This window comes from Acinetobacter suaedae, from assembly GCF_008630915.1.
In the GTDB taxonomy this organism is placed as follows: Bacteria; Pseudomonadota; Gammaproteobacteria; order Pseudomonadales; family Moraxellaceae; genus Acinetobacter; species Acinetobacter suaedae.
Genome location: NZ_CP043909.1, coordinates 1366495 through 1389162 on the forward strand (window position 1 = coordinate 1366495; position 22668 = coordinate 1389162).

General features: G+C 38.4%; 20 protein-coding genes. 14 read left to right on the forward strand and 6 right to left on the reverse strand.

Going from position 1 to position 22668, the window contains the following annotated elements; translation table 11 throughout:
• Positions 1 to 53: 53 nt before the first annotated feature.
• The gene (locus F2A31_RS06390; protein WP_171490563.1) at positions 54 to 854 is read right to left on the reverse strand and encodes a peptidoglycan DD-metalloendopeptidase family protein; all 801 of its coding nucleotides are present in this window, start codon (positions 852 to 854) and stop codon (positions 54 to 56) included.
• 263 nt (positions 855 to 1117) lie between these two features.
• On the opposite strand from F2A31_RS06390, the gene clpB reads away from it, so the two are divergent.
• Together clpB and F2A31_RS06400 are read left to right on the forward strand one after the other, a co-directional pair.
• Positions 1118 to 3697, forward strand: coding sequence for an ATP-dependent chaperone ClpB (clpB, locus tag F2A31_RS06395; RefSeq protein WP_150025666.1), 2580 nt, complete (start codon positions 1118 to 1120; stop codon positions 3695 to 3697).
• A gap of 168 nt (positions 3698 to 3865) precedes the next feature.
• Positions 3866 to 4291, forward strand: coding sequence for a hypothetical protein (locus tag F2A31_RS06400; RefSeq protein WP_150025667.1), 426 nt, complete (start codon positions 3866 to 3868; stop codon positions 4289 to 4291).
• A 30-nt stretch (positions 4292 to 4321) separates the two neighbouring features.
• Here the strand turns inward: F2A31_RS06400 and rlmKL are convergent, their stop codons facing one another.
• On the reverse strand, positions 4322 to 6529 hold the full coding sequence (gene rlmKL, locus F2A31_RS06405) for a bifunctional 23S rRNA (guanine(2069)-N(7))-methyltransferase RlmK/23S rRNA (guanine(2445)-N(2))-methyltransferase RlmL (protein WP_150025668.1): 2208 nt from the start codon (positions 6527 to 6529) through the stop codon (positions 4322 to 4324).
• Positions 6530 to 6794: 265 nt separating this feature from the next.
• Here rlmKL and F2A31_RS06410 point away from each other — a divergent pair, with 265 nt between their 5' ends.
• The 5 genes from F2A31_RS06410 (at position 6795) to F2A31_RS06430 (ending at position 11162) form a co-directional block, all read left to right on the forward strand.
• The gene (locus F2A31_RS06410) at positions 6795 to 7166 is read left to right on the forward strand and encodes a hypothetical protein (protein WP_150025669.1); all 372 of its coding nucleotides are present in this window, start codon (positions 6795 to 6797) and stop codon (positions 7164 to 7166) included.
• Between the two features lie 118 nt (positions 7167 to 7284).
• Positions 7285 to 8301: an aspartate carbamoyltransferase catalytic subunit gene (locus F2A31_RS06415; protein WP_150025670.1), complete on the forward strand. Its 1017-nt coding sequence runs from the start codon at positions 7285 to 7287 to the stop codon at positions 8299 to 8301.
• A gap of 12 nt (positions 8302 to 8313) precedes the next feature.
• Positions 8314 to 9546, forward strand: a complete 1233-nt coding sequence (locus F2A31_RS06420) for a dihydroorotase (protein WP_150025671.1) — start codon at positions 8314 to 8316, stop codon at positions 9544 to 9546.
• Positions 9547 to 9748: 202 nt separating this feature from the next.
• Complete coding sequence (locus tag F2A31_RS06425) at positions 9749 to 10315, forward strand: hypothetical protein (protein WP_150025672.1); 567 nt, start codon at positions 9749 to 9751, stop codon at positions 10313 to 10315.
• A 58-nt stretch (positions 10316 to 10373) separates the two neighbouring features.
• Positions 10374 to 11162 (forward strand): Rossmann-like and DUF2520 domain-containing protein, encoded by a 789-nt coding sequence (locus F2A31_RS06430; RefSeq protein WP_150025673.1) that lies wholly within the window; start codon positions 10374 to 10376, stop codon positions 11160 to 11162.
• Between the two features lie 14 nt (positions 11163 to 11176).
• Here the strand turns inward: F2A31_RS06430 and F2A31_RS06435 are convergent, their stop codons facing one another.
• From F2A31_RS06435 to F2A31_RS06445, 3 genes are read right to left on the reverse strand one after another with little or no spacing between them, the layout of a single operon-like run.
• A complete protein-coding gene (locus F2A31_RS06435) occupies positions 11177 to 11896 on the reverse strand; it encodes an AAA family ATPase (RefSeq protein WP_150025674.1) in 720 nt (239 codons plus the stop codon).
• A 47-nt stretch (positions 11897 to 11943) separates the two neighbouring features.
• Positions 11944 to 12759, reverse strand: a complete 816-nt coding sequence (gene thiM / locus F2A31_RS06440) for a hydroxyethylthiazole kinase (protein ID WP_150025675.1) — start codon at positions 12757 to 12759, stop codon at positions 11944 to 11946.
• Between the two features lie 18 nt (positions 12760 to 12777).
• On the reverse strand, positions 12778 to 13938 hold the full coding sequence (locus F2A31_RS06445) for a hypothetical protein (protein ID WP_150025676.1): 1161 nt from the start codon (positions 13936 to 13938) through the stop codon (positions 12778 to 12780).
• Between the two features lie 267 nt (positions 13939 to 14205).
• Between F2A31_RS06445 and F2A31_RS06450 the strand changes: the two genes are divergently transcribed.
• Positions 14206 to 14679, forward strand: a complete 474-nt coding sequence (locus F2A31_RS06450) for a DUF2147 domain-containing protein (protein ID WP_150025677.1) — start codon at positions 14206 to 14208, stop codon at positions 14677 to 14679.
• Positions 14680 to 14826: 147 nt separating this feature from the next.
• A complete protein-coding gene (locus tag F2A31_RS06455) occupies positions 14827 to 15300 on the forward strand; it encodes a DUF2147 domain-containing protein (RefSeq protein WP_150025678.1) in 474 nt (157 codons plus the stop codon).
• Positions 15301 to 15429: 129 nt separating this feature from the next.
• On the opposite strand, the gene F2A31_RS06460 is transcribed toward F2A31_RS06455, so the two are convergent.
• On the reverse strand, positions 15430 to 15687 hold the full coding sequence (locus F2A31_RS06460; RefSeq protein ID WP_150025679.1) for a hypothetical protein: 258 nt from the start codon (positions 15685 to 15687) through the stop codon (positions 15430 to 15432).
• Between the two features lie 414 nt (positions 15688 to 16101).
• Between F2A31_RS06460 and pepN the strand changes: the two genes are divergently transcribed.
• From pepN to F2A31_RS06485, 5 genes are all read left to right on the forward strand, one after another.
• A complete protein-coding gene (gene pepN, locus F2A31_RS06465) occupies positions 16102 to 18708 on the forward strand; it encodes an aminopeptidase N (protein WP_150025680.1) in 2607 nt (868 codons plus the stop codon).
• 132 nt (positions 18709 to 18840) lie between these two features.
• Positions 18841 to 20220 (forward strand): L-serine ammonia-lyase, encoded by a 1380-nt coding sequence (locus F2A31_RS06470; protein ID WP_150025681.1) that lies wholly within the window; start codon positions 18841 to 18843, stop codon positions 20218 to 20220.
• Between the two features lie 150 nt (positions 20221 to 20370).
• Complete coding sequence (locus F2A31_RS06475) at positions 20371 to 21054, forward strand: dienelactone hydrolase family protein (RefSeq protein ID WP_150025682.1); 684 nt, start codon at positions 20371 to 20373, stop codon at positions 21052 to 21054.
• Between the two features lie 73 nt (positions 21055 to 21127).
• On the forward strand, positions 21128 to 21550 hold the full coding sequence (locus F2A31_RS06480; RefSeq protein ID WP_150025683.1) for an RDD family protein: 423 nt from the start codon (positions 21128 to 21130) through the stop codon (positions 21548 to 21550).
• Positions 21551 to 21930: 380 nt separating this feature from the next.
• Positions 21931 to 22650, forward strand: coding sequence for an MgtC/SapB family protein (locus F2A31_RS06485; RefSeq protein ID WP_150027696.1), 720 nt, complete (start codon positions 21931 to 21933; stop codon positions 22648 to 22650).
• Positions 22651 to 22668: the final 18 nt, after the last annotated feature.

Sequence of the window (22668 nt, forward strand, 5' to 3'; positions counted from 1 at the left end):
AAGTTTAACTAAAAAGTGATCTATTTAGCATAGATCACTTTTTTTATTGGTTTTTATTTTAGAAATAACTGAGGGTCGACACGCGCATTGTTGAGACTCATTCCCCAATGCAGATGTGCACCTGTGACTCGACCAGTTTTACCGACTAATCCAAGTACTTCGCCTTGGCGAATAGATTGTCCTTTTTCTACATTAATTTTACTAAGATGACAGAACATGCTGATTAAACCTTGACCATGGTCAATCAATACGGTTTTGCCATTAAAAAAATAATCTCCAGTCTGAACAACAATACCATCAGCAGGCGCTACCACTTTTTGTCCAACTGGTGCAGGAATATCTAAACCAGAATGGGGAGCGCGTTCCTCGCCATTAAAGAATCGTTTACGACCGAAAGAGTTACTAAATTTCCCAGCTGTTGGTCGAATAAAGCTTGGTATGCTTTGCCATGTACTGGTTGTAAATGACTCATAAACGCTATTTTGTTCTTTAGCTTCCTGTGCATAACGATCTAACTGTGCTTGGCTTGGGTTGACATAGTCTTGATTTTTAATGGTGAGACGTTGTTCAGCATATTTATAAGGGCGAATTTCGATTTGAATCGGTGCGCTATTTGTGGTGAGCTGCAATTGACCAACAGGTGTAGAGAGAGGAATACCGAATACAGCATAACGTTGTGTACCCTCTTGAGTAATTAACACAGGCTTTTGCTGATAAAATACTTGTGTGATATTTGCTGTTAAGGGAATCACAGCAACGCCACCAGCACGACGAGAATCTTGTGGAAGTTGGGCAAATGCCGAATGAGTAGAGACTAGGCAAATAGCGCCAAGCAATATTGTTTTCAAATACATAAGAGCCATTTTTGATTTAAGTAAAGTGTTAAGCTAAAACGTTAAATTAAGAATCACAATAAGGATTTTGTTCAAAATGGAACATACTGAAAAATTATACAAAAGATACTTGAAATAGATTGCTTATAGACCCATATTATCACTGAGTTTTATTGATTAATATTTTTATAAGATTTTGAAAAATATATAAATTTTTATTGAAATTTAAAAAAGCGTTCCCATCTTAGTGATAAGTTAAAAATTTGTTGTGAGGAATAACAAGAATGCGTTTTGAAAAATTTACAAACCGCTTACAGCAAGCGCTATCAGATGCACAATCCTTGGCGATGGGTAAGGATCATACTGCAATTGCAGGGATTCATATCTTGACAACTTTGTTAGAAGAGCCAGCCAATATAAGTTTGTTGCAACAAGCGGGCGCTCGTTTACCAGAACTAAAGCAAAAACTTGATCAAGCTGTACAAAATGCACCGACACTGGCAAATCCGACGGGTGATATTAATCTTAATCCTGAAGCCGTAAAAGCATTGAATTTAGCTGATCGCTATGCTCAAAAAGCAGGTGATGAGTTCTTATCTACGGATTGGGTGTTACTTGGTTTGGCTGAGACAGGAGAGACCAAGGCGATTCTCAATAGTGTCGGTGTAACTTCAGAAAGCTTGCGTAAAGTTATTGAAAATATTAGAGGAAATGACAAAGTCATGAGCAATAATCACGAAGATCAACGTGACTCATTGAATAAATATACCATTGATTTAACTGAGCGTGCATTAGCGGGTAAACTTGACCCTGTGATTGGTCGTGATGACGAAATCCGCCGCACGATTCAAGTGTTATCACGCCGTACCAAAAATAATCCAGTGTTGATTGGTGAACCTGGGGTAGGTAAAACTGCGATTGTTGAAGGCTTAGCCCAACGTATTGTTAATGGCGAAGTGCCAGAAGGATTGAAGAATAAACGTGTCCTTTCACTGGATTTGGGTTCACTCCTTGCTGGTGCAAAATACCGTGGTGAATTCGAAGAGCGTTTAAAAGCAGTACTTAAAGACCTAGCTAAACATGAAGGTGAAATCATCCTGTTTATCGATGAGTTACATACACTCGTGGGTGCCGGTAAGGGTGACGGTGCGATGGATGCGGGAAATATGTTAAAACCTGCATTGGCACGCGGTGAGTTACGTTGCGTTGGCGCAACGACTTTAGATGAATATCGTCAATATATCGAGAAGGATGCTGCACTTGAGCGTCGCTTCCAAAAAGTATTGGTGGATGAACCAAGTGTTGAAGATACCATTGCGATTTTACGTGGTCTAAAAGAGAAGTATGCAACTCACCATGGCGTGCAAATTTTAGATTCTGCGATTATTGCTGCAGCGAAAATGTCGCATCGTTATATTACTGATCGTCAATTACCAGATAAGGCGATTGATTTAATTGATGAGGCAGCATCGCGTATCAAAATGGAGATCGACTCAAAGCCCGAAGCTTTAGATAAACTTGATCGTCGTTTAATCCAGTTGAAAATGCAATTGGAAGCCGTGAAAAAAGATCAAGATGATGGCAGTAAAGCTGAGGTCAATCATCTTGAACAGCAAATTGCTGAAAAGCAAAAAGAGTACAATGATCTTGAAGAGATTTGGAAAGCTGAAAAAACACTGGTTGAAGGTGATAAGAAAGCACAAGTCGAATTGGATCAAGCTCGAGTCGCTTTGGAAAAAGCGAAACGTGAAGGTGACTTAGCTGAAGCGGCACGCTTGCAATATGGTGTGATTCCAGAATTGCAGAAACGACTAGAGCAGGCTGAGATTGCTGAGGAAAACGAAGAACCAAAACTCATTCGTACCAAAGTGACTGAGAATGAAATTGCGGAAGTCGTAAGTGCGGCAACAGGTATTCCTGTGGCGAAAATGTTGCAAGGTGAACGTGAAAAACTTCTACATATGGAAGAGTTTTTACATAATCGTGTGGTTGGCCAAAATGAGGCTGTGGTGGCTGTTTCTAATGCGGTACGTCGCTCACGTGCAGGTCTATCAGACCCGAATCGTCCTAGTGGTTCTTTCTTATTCCTTGGTCCAACAGGTGTCGGTAAAACCGAGTTAACCAAAGCACTAGCAAACTTCTTGTTTGATAGTGATGATGCCATGATTCGGATCGATATGTCTGAATTTATGGAAAAACACTCAGTCAGTCGTTTAGTTGGTGCGCCTCCAGGCTATGTGGGTTATGAAGAAGGGGGTGTTTTAACGGAAGCTGTTCGCCGTAAACCATATAGTGTGGTGTTGTTTGATGAGGTAGAAAAAGCACATCCTGATGTGTTCAATATCTTACTGCAAGTACTGGATGATGGTCGTTTAACAGATTCACAAGGTCGCGTAGTGGACTTTAAAAACACGGTGATCGTGATGACCTCTAATCTTGGTTCACAAGATGTACGTGAATTAGGCGAAACGGCGACAGATGATGAGGTTCGGGCAGTAGTTATGAATGCTGTGAGCCAGCACTTCCGTCCAGAGTTCATTAACCGTATTGATGAGTTGGTCATTTTCCATTCACTGAAAAAGGCTCAGATTCGTGGTATTGCTGATATTCAGTTGGATCGTTTACGTTCTCGTTTGGCCGAGCGTGATATGCGATTAACTGTGGACGATACTGCATTTGATCTATTGATAGATGCTGGTTTTGATCCTGTGTATGGTGCTCGTCCACTGAAGCGAGCAATCCAACAACAGGTAGAAAATAGTTTGGCTCAGAAAATTTTATCTGGTGAATTCCAAGCTGGAGATAACATCTTGATTAAAGGTGAAAATAGTCAGCTTGTATTTGATAAGGTCAAATTGAGTTAAGCTTAAAATTTATCAATTGAACAAAAAGATGGTGATGAAAATCGCCATCTTTTTTTATTTATATGCTATTGATCAGTTTTTTTTAGGAATATGCTGAATAAGATTGCGGCTTGATGAAAAACTTGATAGTTTCAGAACAAATAAGAAAAAAATTCAGGATGAATAGAAATGAAAGACAAGCAACATTATTACGCAGGTATTTGTGTAATTTTGTGCATGGGTATTTTGCCTTCTTCATTTGGGTGGAGTGCTCAACCAATGCCGGAATCAACATTAGCACTACAAACAGGATTAGCAACAAGCACTTTACCGAATATTGTTTTCAAAGCAAAACAAGATGCTTTACAACCAGAACAAGAGCGCTGGCGTATTCAACGGGCGTTAAGTGATCGTTTTTTGCGTGAAGTTAGAATTAGTATGTTGGAAGATGGTTCACTATCGCCTTATGAAGAACAAAAGAAAAATACAGTTTCAGACAGCCGTGATAAAAAGAGAGCAACCATAAAACCGCATAGAGAATCTCCTGATCGATTTATGGTCTATGAATTTGAATCGACGAATATACATGGCGAGATCACGATCACGGTGAAGTAATCGTGATCTAACATGTTACTGTCTTAATTTTTATTTTATTGCTGGATGGGTAATTTTCCATGCTCGATGGATTTTATGATTTCTTTTAAAATCTAAACCAATCGTCTCATTTGTAATTTCTTCAATATCGTACATGGCTTCGATCTCTTCATCTAATTCAAAACCACGATAGTTGTTGGAGAAATACAAAGTTCCATCACTGGTTAAGCGATTCATTGCACGTTTAATTAGCGAAACATGATCGCGTTGCACGTCAAAAGTTCCATAGAACTTCTTCGAGTTTGAGAAAGTAGGGGGATCAATAAAGATCAAATCGTACTGCTCATGTCCTTCTTTTAACCATTCAAAGCAATCGCTTGCAAAGAACATATGTTGTTCATCAGCGTGGTCTACAGTTAAACCATTCAACACAAAGTTTTCTTTAGACCAACTCAGGTAGGTATTAGATAAATCTACACTAGTTGTACTCGCTGCACCGCCCAAAGCAGCATGTAAACTTGCTGTTGAGGTGTAGCTATAAAGATTGAGGAAATGCTTTCCACGGGCTTCTTTAGCAATTCTCAAGCGTATTTGACGATGATCTAAGAATAAACCTGTATCTAAGTAATCGGTCAAGTTAACCAGGATACGTGCATTGCCTTCTTGAACAATAAAACGTTTAGATGCAGTACTTTGCTTTGTATATTGGTTTGATCCAGCTTGTCGTGCACGGGTTTTAATAAAGATAGCATCGCGACCTAAACCTGTCACAGCACGAATCGCAGCAAGCGCTAAATTAAAACGTTTTTTTGCTTTTTCAGGATCAATACTTTTTGGTGGGGCATATTCTTGTACATGCAATCGATCACCGTATAGATCAACTGCAACATTGAAGTCTGGTAAGTCTGCATCATATAAACGCAAGCAGTAAACATTTTCTTTTACAGCCCATTTTTTTAGGTTCTGCATGTTCTTTTGCAAACGGTTGGTAAAGTCTTCCGCACCTTCAATTTTTTCAAATTGCTGTGGTTGCCATGTTGCTAAAAATGGCTGTGTGACTGTGGCTGGCTTCACCGTACCAAATCGCACATAAATCGGTAATTTACCATTCATCAAGCGTAGCGTTTGAGGCTCAAGAAAAGCCAGTACATCAGCTTGTTCAACCTGTGCCGCAATAATGGCTGCACGTTGATTTGGGAAATTCTTTTGTAATAGTGCTGATAAACCAAGATATAAAGAACGGTTAGATGCTTTATCACCTAAACGCTCACCATACGGTGGGTTGGTTACAATAAATGCTTTTTTACCTTCAGCATGGAAATTATCCCAATCGGCTAAAGTACGTTCTTCAATTTGGATTTGATCAAGTAACTTTTCAAAACCAGCGGCAATGATGTTTTGACGAGTAGCTTTAACAGCTTCCCAGTCAGCATCATAAGCATATAGTTTTGGTAAGGGGCGTTCTAATGCTTTTTCATGGCGTTCCGCAGCCTCTGCTTTTAGTGATAACCAAAGCTCACGATCATGTCCATGCCAGCCGTTAAAACCGAAGCGTCTAACTAGCCCAGGAGCACGATCAGTTAATATCATTAGTGATTCAATAATAAATGTGCCTGAACCACACATTGGATCAAGGATAATATCGGGTTGATATTCCGCTAATTCTGCTTTTTGTAAAATTGCTGCCGCGAGATTTTCTTTAATCGGAGCATCGGTCATAAAACGACGGTAGCCACGTTTATGTAATGAATCACCAGATAAGTCTAGGCAGTAAGTATGTTCAGTTTTACCAGCCAAGACATAGAGCGTGATTTCTGGTTGTTTAATATCAATGCTTGGGCGTTTGCCCACAGCTTCCATAAAGGAATCGACGACACCATCTTTAACACGTAAGGTCGCAAATTGTGTATTGACCTTGATTTCACGCTCAACATGTAGACGAACCGCAAATGTGCTTTGTGGTGCAAAGACAAGTGACCAATCAAAGCTGATTGCGCCCTCGTAGAGTTCTTCAGCAACATCGCGGGCATCATGGGTTCGTTCAAGCTCATGAGTATGAATTGGTAAAAGTACTCGAGAAGCAAGACGTGACCACATACAAATGCGGTACGCATTTTCAAGTGTGCCTTTAAACACCAAACGTCCAGCGAAGCGTTGAATGTTTTGAATCCCTAAATTTTCCAATTCTTGTTGTAATAAGGTTTCAAGTCCATCCGCACAGGTCACCCAATAGTTTGTCAGACGTTGTGTAGAATTCATGCACATTTCCAAAAAAGCAGTTCAGCAATCGGCTATTTTAACTGATTTTTATCAATTCTGTCGGTGCTTATTTGTTTGATTGTCAGCTTTATCATCGATTAACAGCTTTTTTCGAATATCTAGTCGCTGCGGACTTTGTCAGTTAGAAATGCAGTTTGAGCAATAATTTATTAGTTGGTACATATTTTGCTAACAATAATATCGTTCATCAGAACAATTATTTTTCTTAAAGTTGATGAAATTCAAGCATTTTATTGGGGGAATTATGAAAGATAATCTGAATAATGATGTGGTTATCAATGCCGATGCTTTTGCGATCGCAACTCAAATGTATGTCCGTATGCGACGTGTATCTGGTCGAGTTATTGATGTGATGTATCTAGTACATAATCAAGACTACGCTCGATACATTGCAGATCTTGCTTTGGCCACTGAAGATCAGGAATTAGAGCGATATGTTGCTCGCTTAAGTACATTAATTGATTTACTGCCTACAGGAAGTCCAGCAAAGAAACTAGAAAAAATAGAAACGATTGCAGAATCTCTCGATGTATCTGAACTTTATACGACTGAAGTAACAGAAGAAGAGATCTATCAAGCTCAAGTTCATCATCACTATATTGGTGCATTACGATGAGTCATTTGTTGCAAGGCTCTAATTTATTGCAACATATCGATGAAAAGTTGTGCTACTAAAATAAAAGAATTGGGCTACACTATGCAGGTTTTGGTGATTCGACCCATAGGAATCCATTATGCATATTGCAGCCCTGCATCAACCAAGTCAGGTTCAATTGAATCAACAAGGAAATTTAAAGCACTTTTTAACAATTGAGGGTCTTTCCAAGGAAAGCCTGACCAAAATTTTAGATACAGCGCAAAGCTTTTTAGATGAAAATAATAATTTAATTAACCGTCCCTTATTAGAAGGGTTAACGGTGATGAATCTGTTCTTTGAAAACTCGACTCGTACTCGAACTACATTTGAGGCGGCGGCAAAACGCTTATCTGCAAATGTATTAAATATCGATATTGCACGTTCAAGCACTTCTAAAGGCGAAACTTTACGGGATACGCTTTGGAATCTAGAAGCGATGGCTGCCGATATTTTTGTGGTACGCCACTCGTCATCTGGTGCAGCGCATTTTATTGCCAAAGATGTCTGTCCAAATGTTGCAATTATTAATGCTGGAGATGGGCGTCATGCACATCCAACACAAGCCATGTTGGATATGTTGACGATTCGTCGTGAAACCAAAAAGCCTTTTGAAGACTTATCGGTTGCCATTATTGGTGATATTAAACATTCACGTGTAGCCCGTTCAAATGTTGCAGCGCTTCAGACGCTGGGGTGTAAAGATATTCGCGTGATTGCGCCAAATACTTTATTGCCAGTTGGATTTAATGAATATGGTGAGCATGTTCGTTTGTTTAATAAAATGGATCAGGGCGTGAAAGACTGTGATGTGATTATCGCATTGCGTATTCAAAATGAGCGTATTGATTCGCCTGCTTTATCTTCACAAGCCGAGTTCTATAAAATGTATGGCTTAAACAAAGAGCGCTTAGCATTGGCTAAACCTGATTGTATCGTGATGCATCCTGGTCCTATGAATCGTGGTGTTGAGATTGATTCAAGTGTTGCTGATGGCGATCAATCGGTGATTTTAAAACAAGTCACCAATGGTATTGCAGTTCGTATGGCTGTACTTGCACTTGCGATGCAAGGGCAGTTACAAGAACAAGGTTTAATTGAAGCGATTGCACTGTAAAGGATAGATCACATGAGTATTGTAAAAATTGAAAATGTCCGTGTGCTCGATCCAATTCAAAAAACTGATCAAGTCAAAACGGTTTATATTGAAAACGGCAAGTTAATCGATGCTGTCGAACAAGTTGATGAAGTTATCAATGGTCAAGGTAAATGGTTAATGCCGACCATGGTTGATCTTTGTGCACGTCTACGTGAACCAGGACAACAACAACATGGTACCTTAAAATCTGAAGGTAAAGCAGCACGTGCCAATGGTATTTTACATGTCATTACACCACCAGACTCTAAACCAATTGTTCAAGACAATGGTGCTTTGATCCATGGGTTAATCGAAAAAGCATGGTTAGATGGTGGCATTTATATGCAAATCATCGGTGCCCAAACACAGGCTTTGAATGGTAAACAACCTGCCAATATGGCAGGGTTGAAAAAAGGTGGGTGTACAGCCGTTTCCAACGCCAATGCAGCTTTTGAAAATGATGATGTGGTCATCCGTACACTCGAATATGCTGCTGGTTTGGGTTTGACAGTTGTGTTTTATGCAGAAGAAGCTCAAATTGCAAAAGATGGCTGTGTGCATGAAGGCTTTATTGCATCACGCCAAGGCTTACCAATGATTCCTGCGATTGCAGAAACAGTGGCGATTGCTAAATATCTTTTGATGATTGAAGCCACTGGGGTGAAAGCTCATTTTGGTCTATTGTCTTGTGGTGCGTCAGTTGAGTTGATTCGTACAGCAAAAGCCAAAGGTTTACCAGTAACTGCGGATGTAGCTATGCATCAATTGCATTTAACAGAACATCTAATTGATGGTTTTAACTCCTTAGCGCATGTACGTCCACCTTTGCGTTCTGAACAGGACAAAGCATTATTGCGTCAGGGTTTAAAGGAAGGGGTGATTGATGCGATTTGTACACATCATGAACCATTAAGTAGTTCTGCTAAAATCGCACCATTTGAAGAAACGCAACCAGGGATTTCAGCATTCGATACTTACGTTGCTTTAGGTGTTCAATTGATTCAAGAAGGTGTATTTGAACCTTTGGAATGGGTTGAAAAAGTAACCATTATTCCAGCTGAGGTTGCCAATATGCGTGAACGTTGGTTGCAAGAAGCAGGGTGGGTATTGCTTGATCCTGAACAAGAGTGGACGCTATCGAAAGAGAGCATTCTTTCGCAAGGTAAAAATACACCACTACTTGGGACGCAGCTTATTGGTAAGGTACTTTGTACTTTTGCTTGATGATGGACGCTTTATCGGGAATAAACCTTTAATCCGAAGGTTTATTCCATAGTCTGTAGTGGATGTATGTATATTGTATTGAATTTTTAAAAAATGAATAAAAATGATAAAAAATAGATTAAAGTATTCAAGAAATGAGATTGGTTTTGCATAAAATTATAAAAAAGAGATATAAGTCATTTGAATTGTTGGAGTTAATACAATGTCTACAAATCCAATGGAGTTACTTAAACAAAAGGTTTCAATGGTGATTGTGAATGATCAAACCAGTTTAATGAATGAGAAAAATGATATTTTATCAAGATTTTATCCTATTTTATTGTCTCGGTTTTTAGTAAAACCTGAGCTCGTTGATCAATTAAAAGAAAAACTAACACCTTCAGTTTATGATTTGTTTGAAAAAAATGATCAGGTTAAAAATGCATTATTATTACGTTTGGCAGCAGGTCGAGTCTCTATTGCAGAAGTTGAGAAAACTTTAAATCGGGCAATTCCTAAAAGTTTAGCGGTACTTTCCAATGAGATTGGTGATGATACTGTCAGCATTATTTATTATCTTCGAGAACATAAAAACTCCATTAATGCACTATTACCAACATGGATGAATGAAGTGTTGATTTTGGGTCAACCTACAAATCAACAATTTGTACCACCTATACTCACAATGCCTGTGACGCCTAAAGATCAAAAACAACCTAAAGCGTTTCCTTTTTTTGCATTAATTTTTGCTAGTTTTTCGCTCCTTTGGTTATATCAGATCAGTAAATAATTGATTTAGATTACGGTTATTGGCATGCTGAGCATCAAATAATTTTTAGATCGAGTTTATGCGTATAACATTTATTGGCGCAGGTCGCGTTGCTACTCACTTAGCTAAAGTATTACATCAGCAGCACACCATTGTTCAAGTTTTTAGCCGTCATTTAGAACATGCGGAAAATCTAGCCTCTCAGGTAAATGCACAAGCGATTGATCAGGTAACACAATTAGATTCGCAAACGGACTTAGTTATTGTCGCAGTGAGTGATCAGGTGATTGTTGAAATTATGAATTCAATGACCTCCTTCGTACCACAGAGTTTAATTGTGCATACTTCAGGAAGTACGAGCTTAATTGCATTCGAGCAAGAGTCACAGCGAAGCGGGGTATTTTATCCACTACAAACTTTTAGTTTGGATCGCGATATTGAGTGGGTTGAAACACCAATTTTTGTAGAAGCATCGACACAAGCCGATTTGGTACTGCTGACAGAGCTTGCTAATAGCCTAAGTCATCGAGTCTATCAATATAGTTCTAAACAGCGTCAAACACTCCACTTGGCGGCAGTATTTGCGTGCAATTTTAGTAATTATTGCTATGACATGGCACAACAAATTGTAGATGCTGAACAGGTCGATTTTAGTTTGTTATATCCTTTGATAACTGAAACGGCCAGTAAAGCTGTTGTTAATCAACCCAAGCTTATGCAAACAGGTCCAGCAATGCGGGGGGATCAAAATATTATAAATATGCATCAGCAGTTACTCGCACAATCTGAAAGAACTGATTTCGCACAGATTTATGCGTTAATGAGTGAAGGGATTTTCAAACGTCATCATCTTGACAATAAAAGCTAGATGGATATTTTTTATCAAATATCAATAATTTGTTTTAGAAAATCACCGTTTGAGTTGATGATTTCTTTATACATATAATAGATATGCGTGTCAGTAAAATTGACTTCTCGAAGGCTATTTTCAGTTAATTGAAGCAGTTGGATGTCTGGCATCAGCATTAAAATAGGAGAGTGGGTCGCAATAATAAATTGTGTACCTTGCTTACTCAGTTGAATTACTTTTTCCACAAAGTTAATTTGATTATTGACTGAAAGTGCAGATTCTGGCTCATCAAGAATATATAAACCTTCGGCACGAAAACGGTGATCAATAAGTGTTTTCATTGCTTCACCATGTGACAGCATATGTAGATCTTTTCCGCCGTAGAAATTTCGAATGGGTGGCCCGAAACTTGGTGCATTATCGAGTTGACGCATTTCGGTCAGAAAGTTGTAGTAGGTTTCCGAGCGATAAAAAAAGATATCTTTTATTCGACGTGGAGATTTTTGGATACGCAAATGCGAGCTATAGTCTAAATGGGTATCTTCGGTTTTATAATTAAAATTGACAGTGCCCCCTTCAGCCGAGCAGCCGAATTTTAAAGCTAAAGCTTCTAAAATCGTTGATTTTCCACTGCCGTTCTCACCTGTAATTACAGTGATATTTTTTCTAAACTCAAGTGGATAGAGATGAAGAAAAGGAAAATCATCTGGGATGGTATTTAGTAATTCGACTTTGGTAAGTAAAGGTTTCATTAATCAAATATTTAGGTCAGAACAATAATTTATTGATGTAAAAAGCATTATAGACAATCAATACTGTAATATTGATGAATTAAATTATCATCTAACATATGCAGATAGTCTAAAAACATAATATTAAAACTTCCTACGGTTTGTGCTTGGTCATAAGCAAGCTTACCTGCAATTGCAAAGTGTAGATGAGAAGCGAGAGCAGCAATTGTAGGAGAGGCAACTGCACTATAAGCTGCTGTTAAGGCGCCTAGCGCGCATCCTGTAGCTGTGATTTTCGGTTGTAGATGACAGCCGCCATTGACTTGAATCACCATATCAAATTGCTTTGAAATAATATAATCAGAAACACCAGAAATGGCGACACAATCTGTATGCTGCAATAAACGCCGAGCATGGTCATAAACATCTTGACTATTGAGTGTACTATCTACACCTTTAGATTGAATGTGATTACCTGCCAACGCACTTATTTCTGAAGCGTTTCCACGAATGATCGTTGGATAATATTGCAGCAATTGATCAACGGTTTCACTTCGCCATTTTAATATTGGACCGTAGCCGACTGGATCAAGTACCCATGGCACCTGATGTTGTTGTGCTGTTTTAGCAGAAATCAACATCGCTTGGGTTTGTTCTGTGGTCGGTGTGCCAACATTGATGCTTAAAGCAGCACTAATTTTGGTAAATTCTTCAGCTTCATAAGGATTATCAATCATCGCAGGGGATGCGCCTGCTGCCAGCAGTATATTGGCTACGTAATTGTTAGCTACACTGTTGGTCATACACTGAATTAAAGGTGTTTTTTGTTGTAGCGCGTGCCAAGCTTGAATGACTTGATCAATCAATTGCTGTTTTGATGACATGATAAGAATCCTAAAGCTTTAACGGGTGAAATAATGATCCTGATGCTTGCATTGACGACAAATTAAGGACACATAATCTGAGGCATCATACTCAACCATGAGATCATTAGAACCACAATACATACAACGTTTTACAGAATAAAAATTTAGACGAGGTTCAATCTTCCGCCAAGATTTCCATATTGGTTGAATAAAGATATTTTCGTCATAACCTAGAAATTTAAATAGTAAAATATCGGACATCTTACTTAATGGAATATTGTGAGGCCTAGGCAGAGTAGATGTCTCCCAATGCTCAGTTAAAGAACGTTCGCGATATTGTTCTAATGTTTTCTTTAATAAATTGGTGTTAATAAATTTATCATTTCTAGGCTGTAAAGCTTTCTGCTTATATAAATATTCGAGTGCTGTTTGAATTAAATAATAGATCTGACCGATGGCTAAGCTATCCATGAGTCGAAAGCAAAAACTTTGAAATGGTCGACTGCCTGCAATTTGAATACCCCATGTCCGGCAGTAAAATTGCATAAATTGGACAATCTCTTGGTACAGAACCAAATACATTGCATCCTTTACTTCGTCAGTGGTTTTAAAGGGGATACCTAAACTAAGGTTTTCATAGAACCAGTGGCGTAATTGTTGGGCAACACTATATAGACTTGGATCTGAATAACCATCTAAACGAATGTTTAAATAATAATGTTCGGTCTCAATACCCGTATTCTGTGGTTTTAAGACACCTAATTTGAGCAAACTTTGGAGTAATTGGTTTTGAAATAAATAATTAGGGGTGAAATGATGGAACTTGACGTTTTCCCAATGAATAACTTCATCGTGCTGTACATCTTCACGAGCATAATGATCAAGCAAACTAAGTAAAAATAATTTATGCAAAAAACTGAGCTGATTAAGGCTATAAATCACTTCATCTTTGGTGCTGTATTTACGTTGTTCTTGTAAGCGAGTTTGCTGCGTTTGTTTTTTTCTCGCAGCAGTACATTGAGCACAATGACAGTTCAACTTACTTTCTTGTTGAAAGACACGATGTTGGCAATGACTGCATTCATGAAATTGTATGTCTTGAGTATATTGTTCAGCTTCAACCCAATACATGGAGGCTTGACATAAAGGGCAATGGCTACTTTCATCTAACTGTTTTTGTAGAATCTGTAAATCCATTTATCTCATCATCTTTTAAAAAAATAGATTATACATTGCTGAAAGATGAAGTGATGCAAAAAATCGTTGAGAATTGATCTAGGTGTTTAAATTTTAAGGTCAAAGATTATGAATGCTAACCATGTATTGCTAATGCTTAAATGTGTGATTTAATACAAGTTTTATATCTGATTGGCTTGAGAAATATCCATGATTCTAGTTGACCATGCTGACTCATTGTAATAAAAATGTAGACCAAATGGATTACTTGAAATAATGAGGCATTAAATGCAAAAAAAACTTCTCATGAATGGAGTCATGGGAGTCTTTCTTAGCCTATTCACTACGCTGAGTGTTGCTTCAACACCAGAGGGTTATTGGAAAAGTATTGATGATCGGACTGGTGAACAGCTTTCAATTGTTGAAGTGAAAAAGAAAGCCGATGGAACTTACACTGGCACGATTGTTTATCGTTACCCTGTACCCGGTGGAACTGTGTTGACGAATTGTGTGAAATGTCCTGAACCATTTAAGAATAAACCAATCTTAGGTTTGCAGATTGCATGGGGACTAAAACAAGATCCTCAAAATCCAAATCAATATATAGATGGCCGTGTTCTTGAACCAAAAACAGGGAATGTTTATAAAGGCAAAGCACAACTTAGTGCAGATGGTAAGCGTATGCGTATGCGGGGGTATATGGGGATTTCTGCTTTAGGGCGCACTCAAGTTTGGATTCGCACGGATAGCCCAAATCCTTAAGCTAAGGCGTTGGGCAGTTGCACTATATATTTGATTATTAATTTTTTATTGGTGGGGTGCTGTGCGATATAACTACCAAAAATAAGTTTTTTCTTGATTATTAAATCTATAAATCATACTTAAGTTTTTAACGGGGAAAATATAAAGATGTCAAATCATGTGTTCATGAAAATAATCATGGGGCTTTCTATTGCTTTTATCGCAGTAACATCCTCTGCTGCATCGATCGAAGGTTATTGGAAAAGTATCGAAGAGCGTACGGGGGAACAACTTTCTATTGTGGAAATTCGAAAAGGTGATGATGGCCGGTTTAATGGAAAAATTGTATATCGCTATCCAAATGCACATGGTATTGCTTTAACCAATTGCGTGAAGTGTCCAGCGCCACATACCAATAAACCTCTTGTTGGATTAGAAATATTATCAGGGTTTAAGCAGGATCCTCACAACCCTAATGCGTATATTGATGGTACCGTTTTAGAGGCAACGAGTGGTCGTATTTATAAAGGTAAAGGTATTGTAACCGGTGAAGGTAAGCGTGTAAGAATGCGTGGCTATATGGGGGTATCTGCACTTGGACGAACCGTTGTATGGATTCGTACTCATAGTGGAACTCCTTAAGCGTATAGAGTCTGCCGACATTAATCATCTGAGAAATGTCAGAAAACCTTTAATGTTTTAAATCTACTGATGTTAAAAACCTCAAATCAGAGGCTGATTTGAGGTTTTTTTATGAGACAAAATAAAAGGTTAAACAGGGCATGGTAAGTTTTCGTCCTCCTGTCCAATTTTTTTAGCGGCAATAAGCGCTTGTACTTTCTTATTTGGTACTTTCTCTTTCCCTAAGGCATTGTAAGTATTTACGATGTTGGTTACTTCTAATGTCGTGAGTTCAACTCCCTCTGCTGTTAGAAAAACGGAAATCACATGATGGTCAATACCTGCTTTCGCAAGATCATGGATTGCTTTAATGTTTTCGAGACGATAAAGGTGTGCTTTTAATTCCACAGTCGTAGCCCTCGCTTGTTATTTTATTTACCTACATTGGCATAATTGATTAAGCAAGAACCGTGCACAAAATGTAAAACAGGCAAAAAAAATGTAAGTTAAGTGAAGAAAAGCAGCAAACTCTGTCACTTTTATATATGTATGGAAAACTATGTTGTAATTTTGTCTAAACAATAGACTGTTTGACTGAATTAGATTTGAAATTGGGCTGTTTTAACCCAATAAAAATTTTAAACTCATGGCAGGTCTTAAAGACAGGTTCTCATAGTTGGCGTATGATTTGCTGAGATGTGCTAAATATCTTGAATGCAAAACTTTTAGACTAAACGGCATAATTTGTGCTAATTGAAAACGCACCCAGAAGTCTTGCCAACAAGACCGTTGACATGAAATTATGAACGATAAGGAATACTGATGAATATCGCGGCGCAACCTCCTGTACAGACGGATCAAACCATTTATTTAAAAGATTATCAAAAGCCATCATTCTTGGTTGATTCAATTCACTTAGATATTCAAGTGTATGAGGATCATACGATTGTTGACTCAACGCTCGTAATGAAACGCCAAGCGTCTGGCTCACTGACACTCCTTGGCCGTGATTTAGAGTTAAAGTCCATTAATCTCAATGGTCAGGTATTAAATTCTGACCAATATGAGCTAGACAGTGAGCAACTGGTGATCATTGATGCACCAGATGAGGTCATTTTACAAACGCAGGTGATTATTCATCCTGAATCCAATACTCAACTAGAAGGTCTCTATAAGGCTGGGGATTTGTACGTTACCCAAAATGAGCCTGAAGGTTTCCGCAAAATTACGTTCTACCCTGATCGACCTGATGTTTTATCTGTATTTACGACACGGGTTGAAGCCGATAAGAAATATCCTGTTTTATTGGCAAATGGTAATTTGCTTGAAACTGGTGAGGTGGATGAAAATCGCCATTTCGCAATTTGGCAAGATCCGACTAAGAAACCAAGCTATTTATTTGCTTGTGTGATTGGGGACTTGGCTGTACTCAAAGACCGTTATACAACTTCTGAAGGTCGTGATGTCGCATTAGAAATTTATGCCGTAGAAAAAGATATTCCTAAGTGTCATATTGCGATGGAAGCGTTAAAGCACTCGATGCGTTGGGATGAAGAACATTATGGCCGTCCTTATGATCTTGACAACTATATGATTGTCGCCGTGAGCCAGTTCAACATGGGAGCGATGGAAAATAAAGGTTTAAATATCTTCAACACCTCATGTGTGCTTGCTGATGAGGAATATACGACTGATGCTGCCATCATGCGAGTGCAGTCTGTGATTGCCCATGAGTATTTCCATAACTGGACAGGCAACCGTATTACTTGTCGTGATTGGTTCCAACTCTGTTTAAAAGAAGGTTTGACAGTTTTCCGTGATCAGTCTTTTTCTGAAGATTTACAGTCAGCAGCAGTACAACGTATTGATGATGTGGCTGTGTTAAAATCACATCAATTTCCTGAAGATGCAGGTCCTTTGTCACATCCTCCACGCCCAGACCATTTTGTTGAAATTAATAACTTCTATACGGCAACGGTTTATGAAAAGGGCGCAGAAATTAACCGTATGATGGCAACGCTATTGGGTAAAGATAAATATCGTCAAGGTACGGATGAATATTTTGAGCGTCATGATGGACAAGCGGTCACAGTTGAAGATTGGGTTGCTGCGCTTAGCGCAGGTTCGGGTGTTGATTTATCAAACTTCCTGACTTGGTATAACCAACCAGGTACACCGAAGCTGGAAGTCAATGGTGCGTATGATGCTACGGCTCAAACTTATCGTTTGAGTTTCAAGCAAAGTCTAAAAGCACATCCAAAATATCCGAATTTAAAAGCTGTACCTATTCCTATTGCTTTAGCCTTATTTAATGCGAAGTCTGGTGAGCAATACACCTTGCACAGTGCCGATCTATTTGTAAATGATGTAAAAGATGGCATGTATTTGTTTGAGCAAGATGAAGCAACGATTGAATTTATAGGTATTACCGAACAACCTGTAGTTTCATTACTGCGTAATTTTTCTGCGCCAGTCAATTTGGTATTTGATTACTCAAATGATGATCTTGCATTCTTGATTCAGCATGAGACCAATGGTTTTAATCAATGGCAAGCAACGCAGACATTATTAGAGCGTATCTTATTGGAAGATCACAAAGCAGATACTTATATTGATGCCATCAAAAATACACTGCCTGATTTAGTCAATAAAGATCCACTGCTTGCTTCTCGATTATTTGATGTCCCAAGTGAAAATTATTTAGGTAGCCGAATTGATCAAGACTATGAGCCAGAACTCATTCGTGAAAAACGCGAAGCAGTTTTAGATCGTCTAGCCCGTGAACTGGGTTCATTTTGGAAAGAAACATATTTATCTCTAGACCCTGATATGCAAAAAGAATTTTCTTTGGCTATGGGTGTTCGTGCTTTAAAAAATATCATGTTGAGTATGTTGGCCCGTCAAGGTGATGATTCTGTTTTTGATTTAGCTTATGCGCAATATCAGCAAACAGGAAATATGTCAGAACGTTTAGGAGCATTACGTGTTCTAGTTTGGAATGATGCACCACAGGCTCAACTAGCATTAGATGACTTTTACAATCGTTTCAAAGATGAAGCCTTATCATTGGATCAATGGTTTACAATCCAAGCTTCTCATCCTTGCGCGACTGCAGAAACCATTGAATATCTAACCAAACATGCCGATTACGATTTAGGCACACCGAACCGAATTCGTTCTGTGAGCGGTGGTTTAGCAAGTAATCCGGTAAATACATGGAGTTTTGGTGTGGATCATTTCATTGAGTTAGCTGCCTATCTAGATGAAAAGAATCCAATTTTAGGTTCACGTTTATTACAGGTGCTTTCTCGTTGGTATACTTTGATGGAGCCTCAGCGCAGTCAGGTACAACAAGCGTTAAAAGCATTGCAGCCAAAGGTGAAATCGAAGAATGTGTCAGAAACTTTGAATTCATTATTAAGCATTTAAGCGTTAAAATTTTCTATAACCACAATCGTCATAGTGCGGTTGTGGTTATTCTTTTTTGATTTTATTTTTTATGGAATTTCCCATTAAATAAAAATTATAAAAACATGAAGGGATAGCAGAGGACAACAATATATGGCGCTGAGCGTATTTGATCTTTTTAAAATTGGTGTTGGACCTTCGAGTTCACATACGGTTGCACCAATGAGAGCAGCGTATCGTTTTACTCAATCACTTAAAGTTCAAAATATTTTAAACAAGGTTGCTAGAGTACAAATTTTTTTATACGGTTCATTGTCTTCTACAGGTGTCGGGCATGGTACAGATCGAGCAACAATATTGGGTTTGATGGGAAATGATCCTGAAACAATTGATATCCCTCACAGCCAAATACAGCTAGATCAAGTGTTGCAATCCAAAATATTGATGATAGATGGTACTCATGCGGTAAAGTTTGATCCAAATCAAGATATTATTTTTATTGATGAGGCTTTACCTTACCACCCAAATGCGATGACAATAACAGCAGTAGATATTGAAGAAAAATTGCTTTATTCAAATACTTATTACTCGATTGGCGGTGGATTTATTATTGACGAGAGTCAGGTTGATCAAGGAAGTTTTGTCGAAGACCAGACAGTAGTGCCTTATCCATTTCAAAGTGCTAAAGAACTATTGGCATTATGCAAAACACATCAATGTAGTGTTAGTCATTTGATGTTAGAAAATGAAAAAAGTTGGCGCAGCGAAGCAGAAATTCGTGCCAAAATTATGCAAATTTGGCAAGTGATGCAAGACTGTATCCAAAGCGGTTTGCAACATGAAGGTGTTTTGGCAGGTGGTTTGAATGTGAAACGACGTGCCAAGAATATTCATCAACGCCTATTAAAAAAAGAAAATGAAAATTTGATTGCAACAACATTTAACGCCATGGAATGGGTGAATCTATACGCGCTCGCTGTTAATGAAGAAAATGCCGCAGGTGGGCGAGTGGTCACAGCACCGACGAATGGTGCGGCTGGAATTATTCCAGCAGTGTTATCTTATTATGTTAATTTTTCTAAAGATGAATCTGAAGATACCATTGTAAGATTTTTCTTGAGTGCCGCAGCAGTAGGTATTCTATGCAAATTGAATGCATCCATTTCTGGCGCTGAAGTTGGATGCCAGGGAGAGGTGGGTTCTGCATGTGCCATGGCATCGGCGGGATTAGCTGAAATTTTAGAAGGTACACCTGAACAAGTTGAACATGCTGCTGAAATTGGGCTTGAACATAATTTAGGGCTGACCTGTGACCCAGTCGGTGGTTTAGTACAAGTTCCATGTATTGAAAGGAATGCCATTGCTGCTGTAAAAGCAATCAATGCGGCTCAGATGGCATTACATGGGGATGGCGATCATTTTATTTCATTGGATAAAGTCATTCAAACGATGAAAGAAACAGGCAAGGATATGTCTGATAAGTATAAAGAAACTTCAAAAGGCGGATTAGCAGTCAATTCGATTGAGTGTTAAAAGTAGTTGCACTTGTATAAAGGGGTAACCCAAGAGGTATGATGGAAGGGGGATGGATGGAGCTGTTGACGTTTCACATCCCTTTTTATTTGACAACTATTATTGTCATAAATAATATGATTGAGAATTAATCAATATAGATATTAGAAAATGGAAATAAAAACAATCACATTACCAACTCGTCAGATCGAGGTTGAGGTTTATGCGCCAGCCGAAACGACTGATAAAGTACCTGCAATTTTGTTACTCCATGAATTATATGGAGTGATTGATGCTTATCGAGAGGATGCTCAAGACTTAGCCGATCGGGGATATCTAGTATACGTGCCGAATTTATATAGCGGCGGAGCAGTCAAATATTGCATTCGTGCAATGGTTGCAAAAGCAGGACGTACCAATGCAGCTGATAGCGAAGTAAATAAAGAAATCCATGTGTTATTGGATGAATTAAAAGTGGATCCGCGATCAAATGGTCGTTTGGGAATGTTAGGCCAATGTTTAACAGGTGGCTATGTCATTCAAATGGCAAAGCGTGAAGACATGTTAGCACCAGTGGTCTATCATCATTCTTTCGGCATCGAAGGTGCAGGTGTTCCTAAAACAGAGTCTTTGGATGAAATTAGAATTTTACAAGGACATTGGTCTGAGCAATTTGATCCATTCTGTCCCGCCAGAAAAAGGAATAAACTCATCAAGCAATTGGGAGATCGTGTAGAAGCTTATACGTATCCAATGCCACATGGTTTTCGTACGGTAAGCCGTGATCGACCAGAATCAGCATTAGTTTGGCAACGTACAGTTGATTTTTTTGACCGTGAATTAAAACAAATTTAAAGATAAATGTTATATTGTCTCAGAAAAATATCGCTAAACATTGATTTTGTATAAACAAAAAAGAGAGGGGAATATGTCAGATAAATATGAATATGCTGGATTTTGGATACGGGTGGGGGCAGCAATTCTTGATACGATTATTATTTTAGCAGCCTTAATTCCTTTAATGATGTTATTAACTCCAAGTGTGACTGATAATTTGACTAGAACAAGTTGGTCGTGGAGTGATTGGATCGGGCAGATTTTATCAGCAATATTTTATATATTTTGTTGGGTTAAGTTTGCAGGTACACCAGGTAAGCGATTATTACGTTTAAAAGTTCTTGATGAACAAACAGGAAATCATATTTCAGTAGGACAGGGGGTTATTCGCTATATTGGTTATATTCCAGCTACATTGGTATTGTTTATTGGTTTGATTTGGATTGCATTTGATCCCAAAAAACAAGGTTGGCATGACAAAATGGCAAAAACAGTGGTAGTCAGAGAGCTGTAAATTTACAGATTTGATTTAGACATGTGTTTGTCACAAAAAATTCATAAAATTAGGGCTTGTTAATCACATAACATGCCCTAAAATGTGCGCGAGTTTATGTGTTAAGGAATATTTAATGGACAGTTGTTCGAGGTTTGGATTTAAGAAACAATTAAATCAAAGCAAAAACTGAGCAAGATCGCCATTAATGTTCGCTATCTTGCAATGAGATAGCTCTGATATTATTTTTTATAAATCCATCAAAAACTTAGCTTTCAGCAAAATGATTTTGCACGAAGACATTTTTAGGTCTGTTGTCCTAAAAGTGATCATTTTTATGTGCCTAATTTTTAGTGTTTTGCTGATCACGATAACGAAATTAAAAGTTGAGCAAGTCGATGATGCAGTTTAAATTTCTCCAAGATATTGATTTATCAAATATCGTAGATACTTTAATTAGTCTCAGTGTCGCCTTCATTTTAGGTGCTTTGATTGGTTTTGAAAGACAATATCGCCAACGTACTGCTGGTTTAAGAACCAATGTATTGGTGGCTGTTGGGGCCGCGATCTTTGTAGATATCGCAATTAACCTTACAGGGGCTGATGGTGCAGTACGTGTAATAGCTTATGTTGTTTCAGGAATAGGATTTTTAGGCGCAGGCGTAATTATGCGCCAAGAAGGTAATATCCATGGCTTAAATACAGCAGCAACTTTGTGGTGTTCTGCCGCTGTTGGGGCGTCTGCAGGATCCGATCTTATCGTTGAGGCTATTTTAGCTACTATGTTTATTTTGGCTGCCAATACATTGTTGCGACCAATTGTACATGTGATTGATCGTAAACCATTAGATGATGATACTGAAGTGCTACATGTGATCTATATCATTTGTGATCGCAGTCAGAGTAAAGCGGTGATGGATGAGTTGAACTTGACGCTAAAACACCACAATTATCCTGCGAAGGATATTCAGGTAACGCCCTTTGGAGAAAAGGAAGTTGAAATTGAAGTGATGTTGATTGCAACCTCAATTGAAGCTGAAGAAGCTCAACATATCATTAACCATCTGAATTCTATGCCACAAATTCGTCAGGCTTTTTGGGATAAGAATGCGATCAATTAAGCGAATTGTACAGATTTG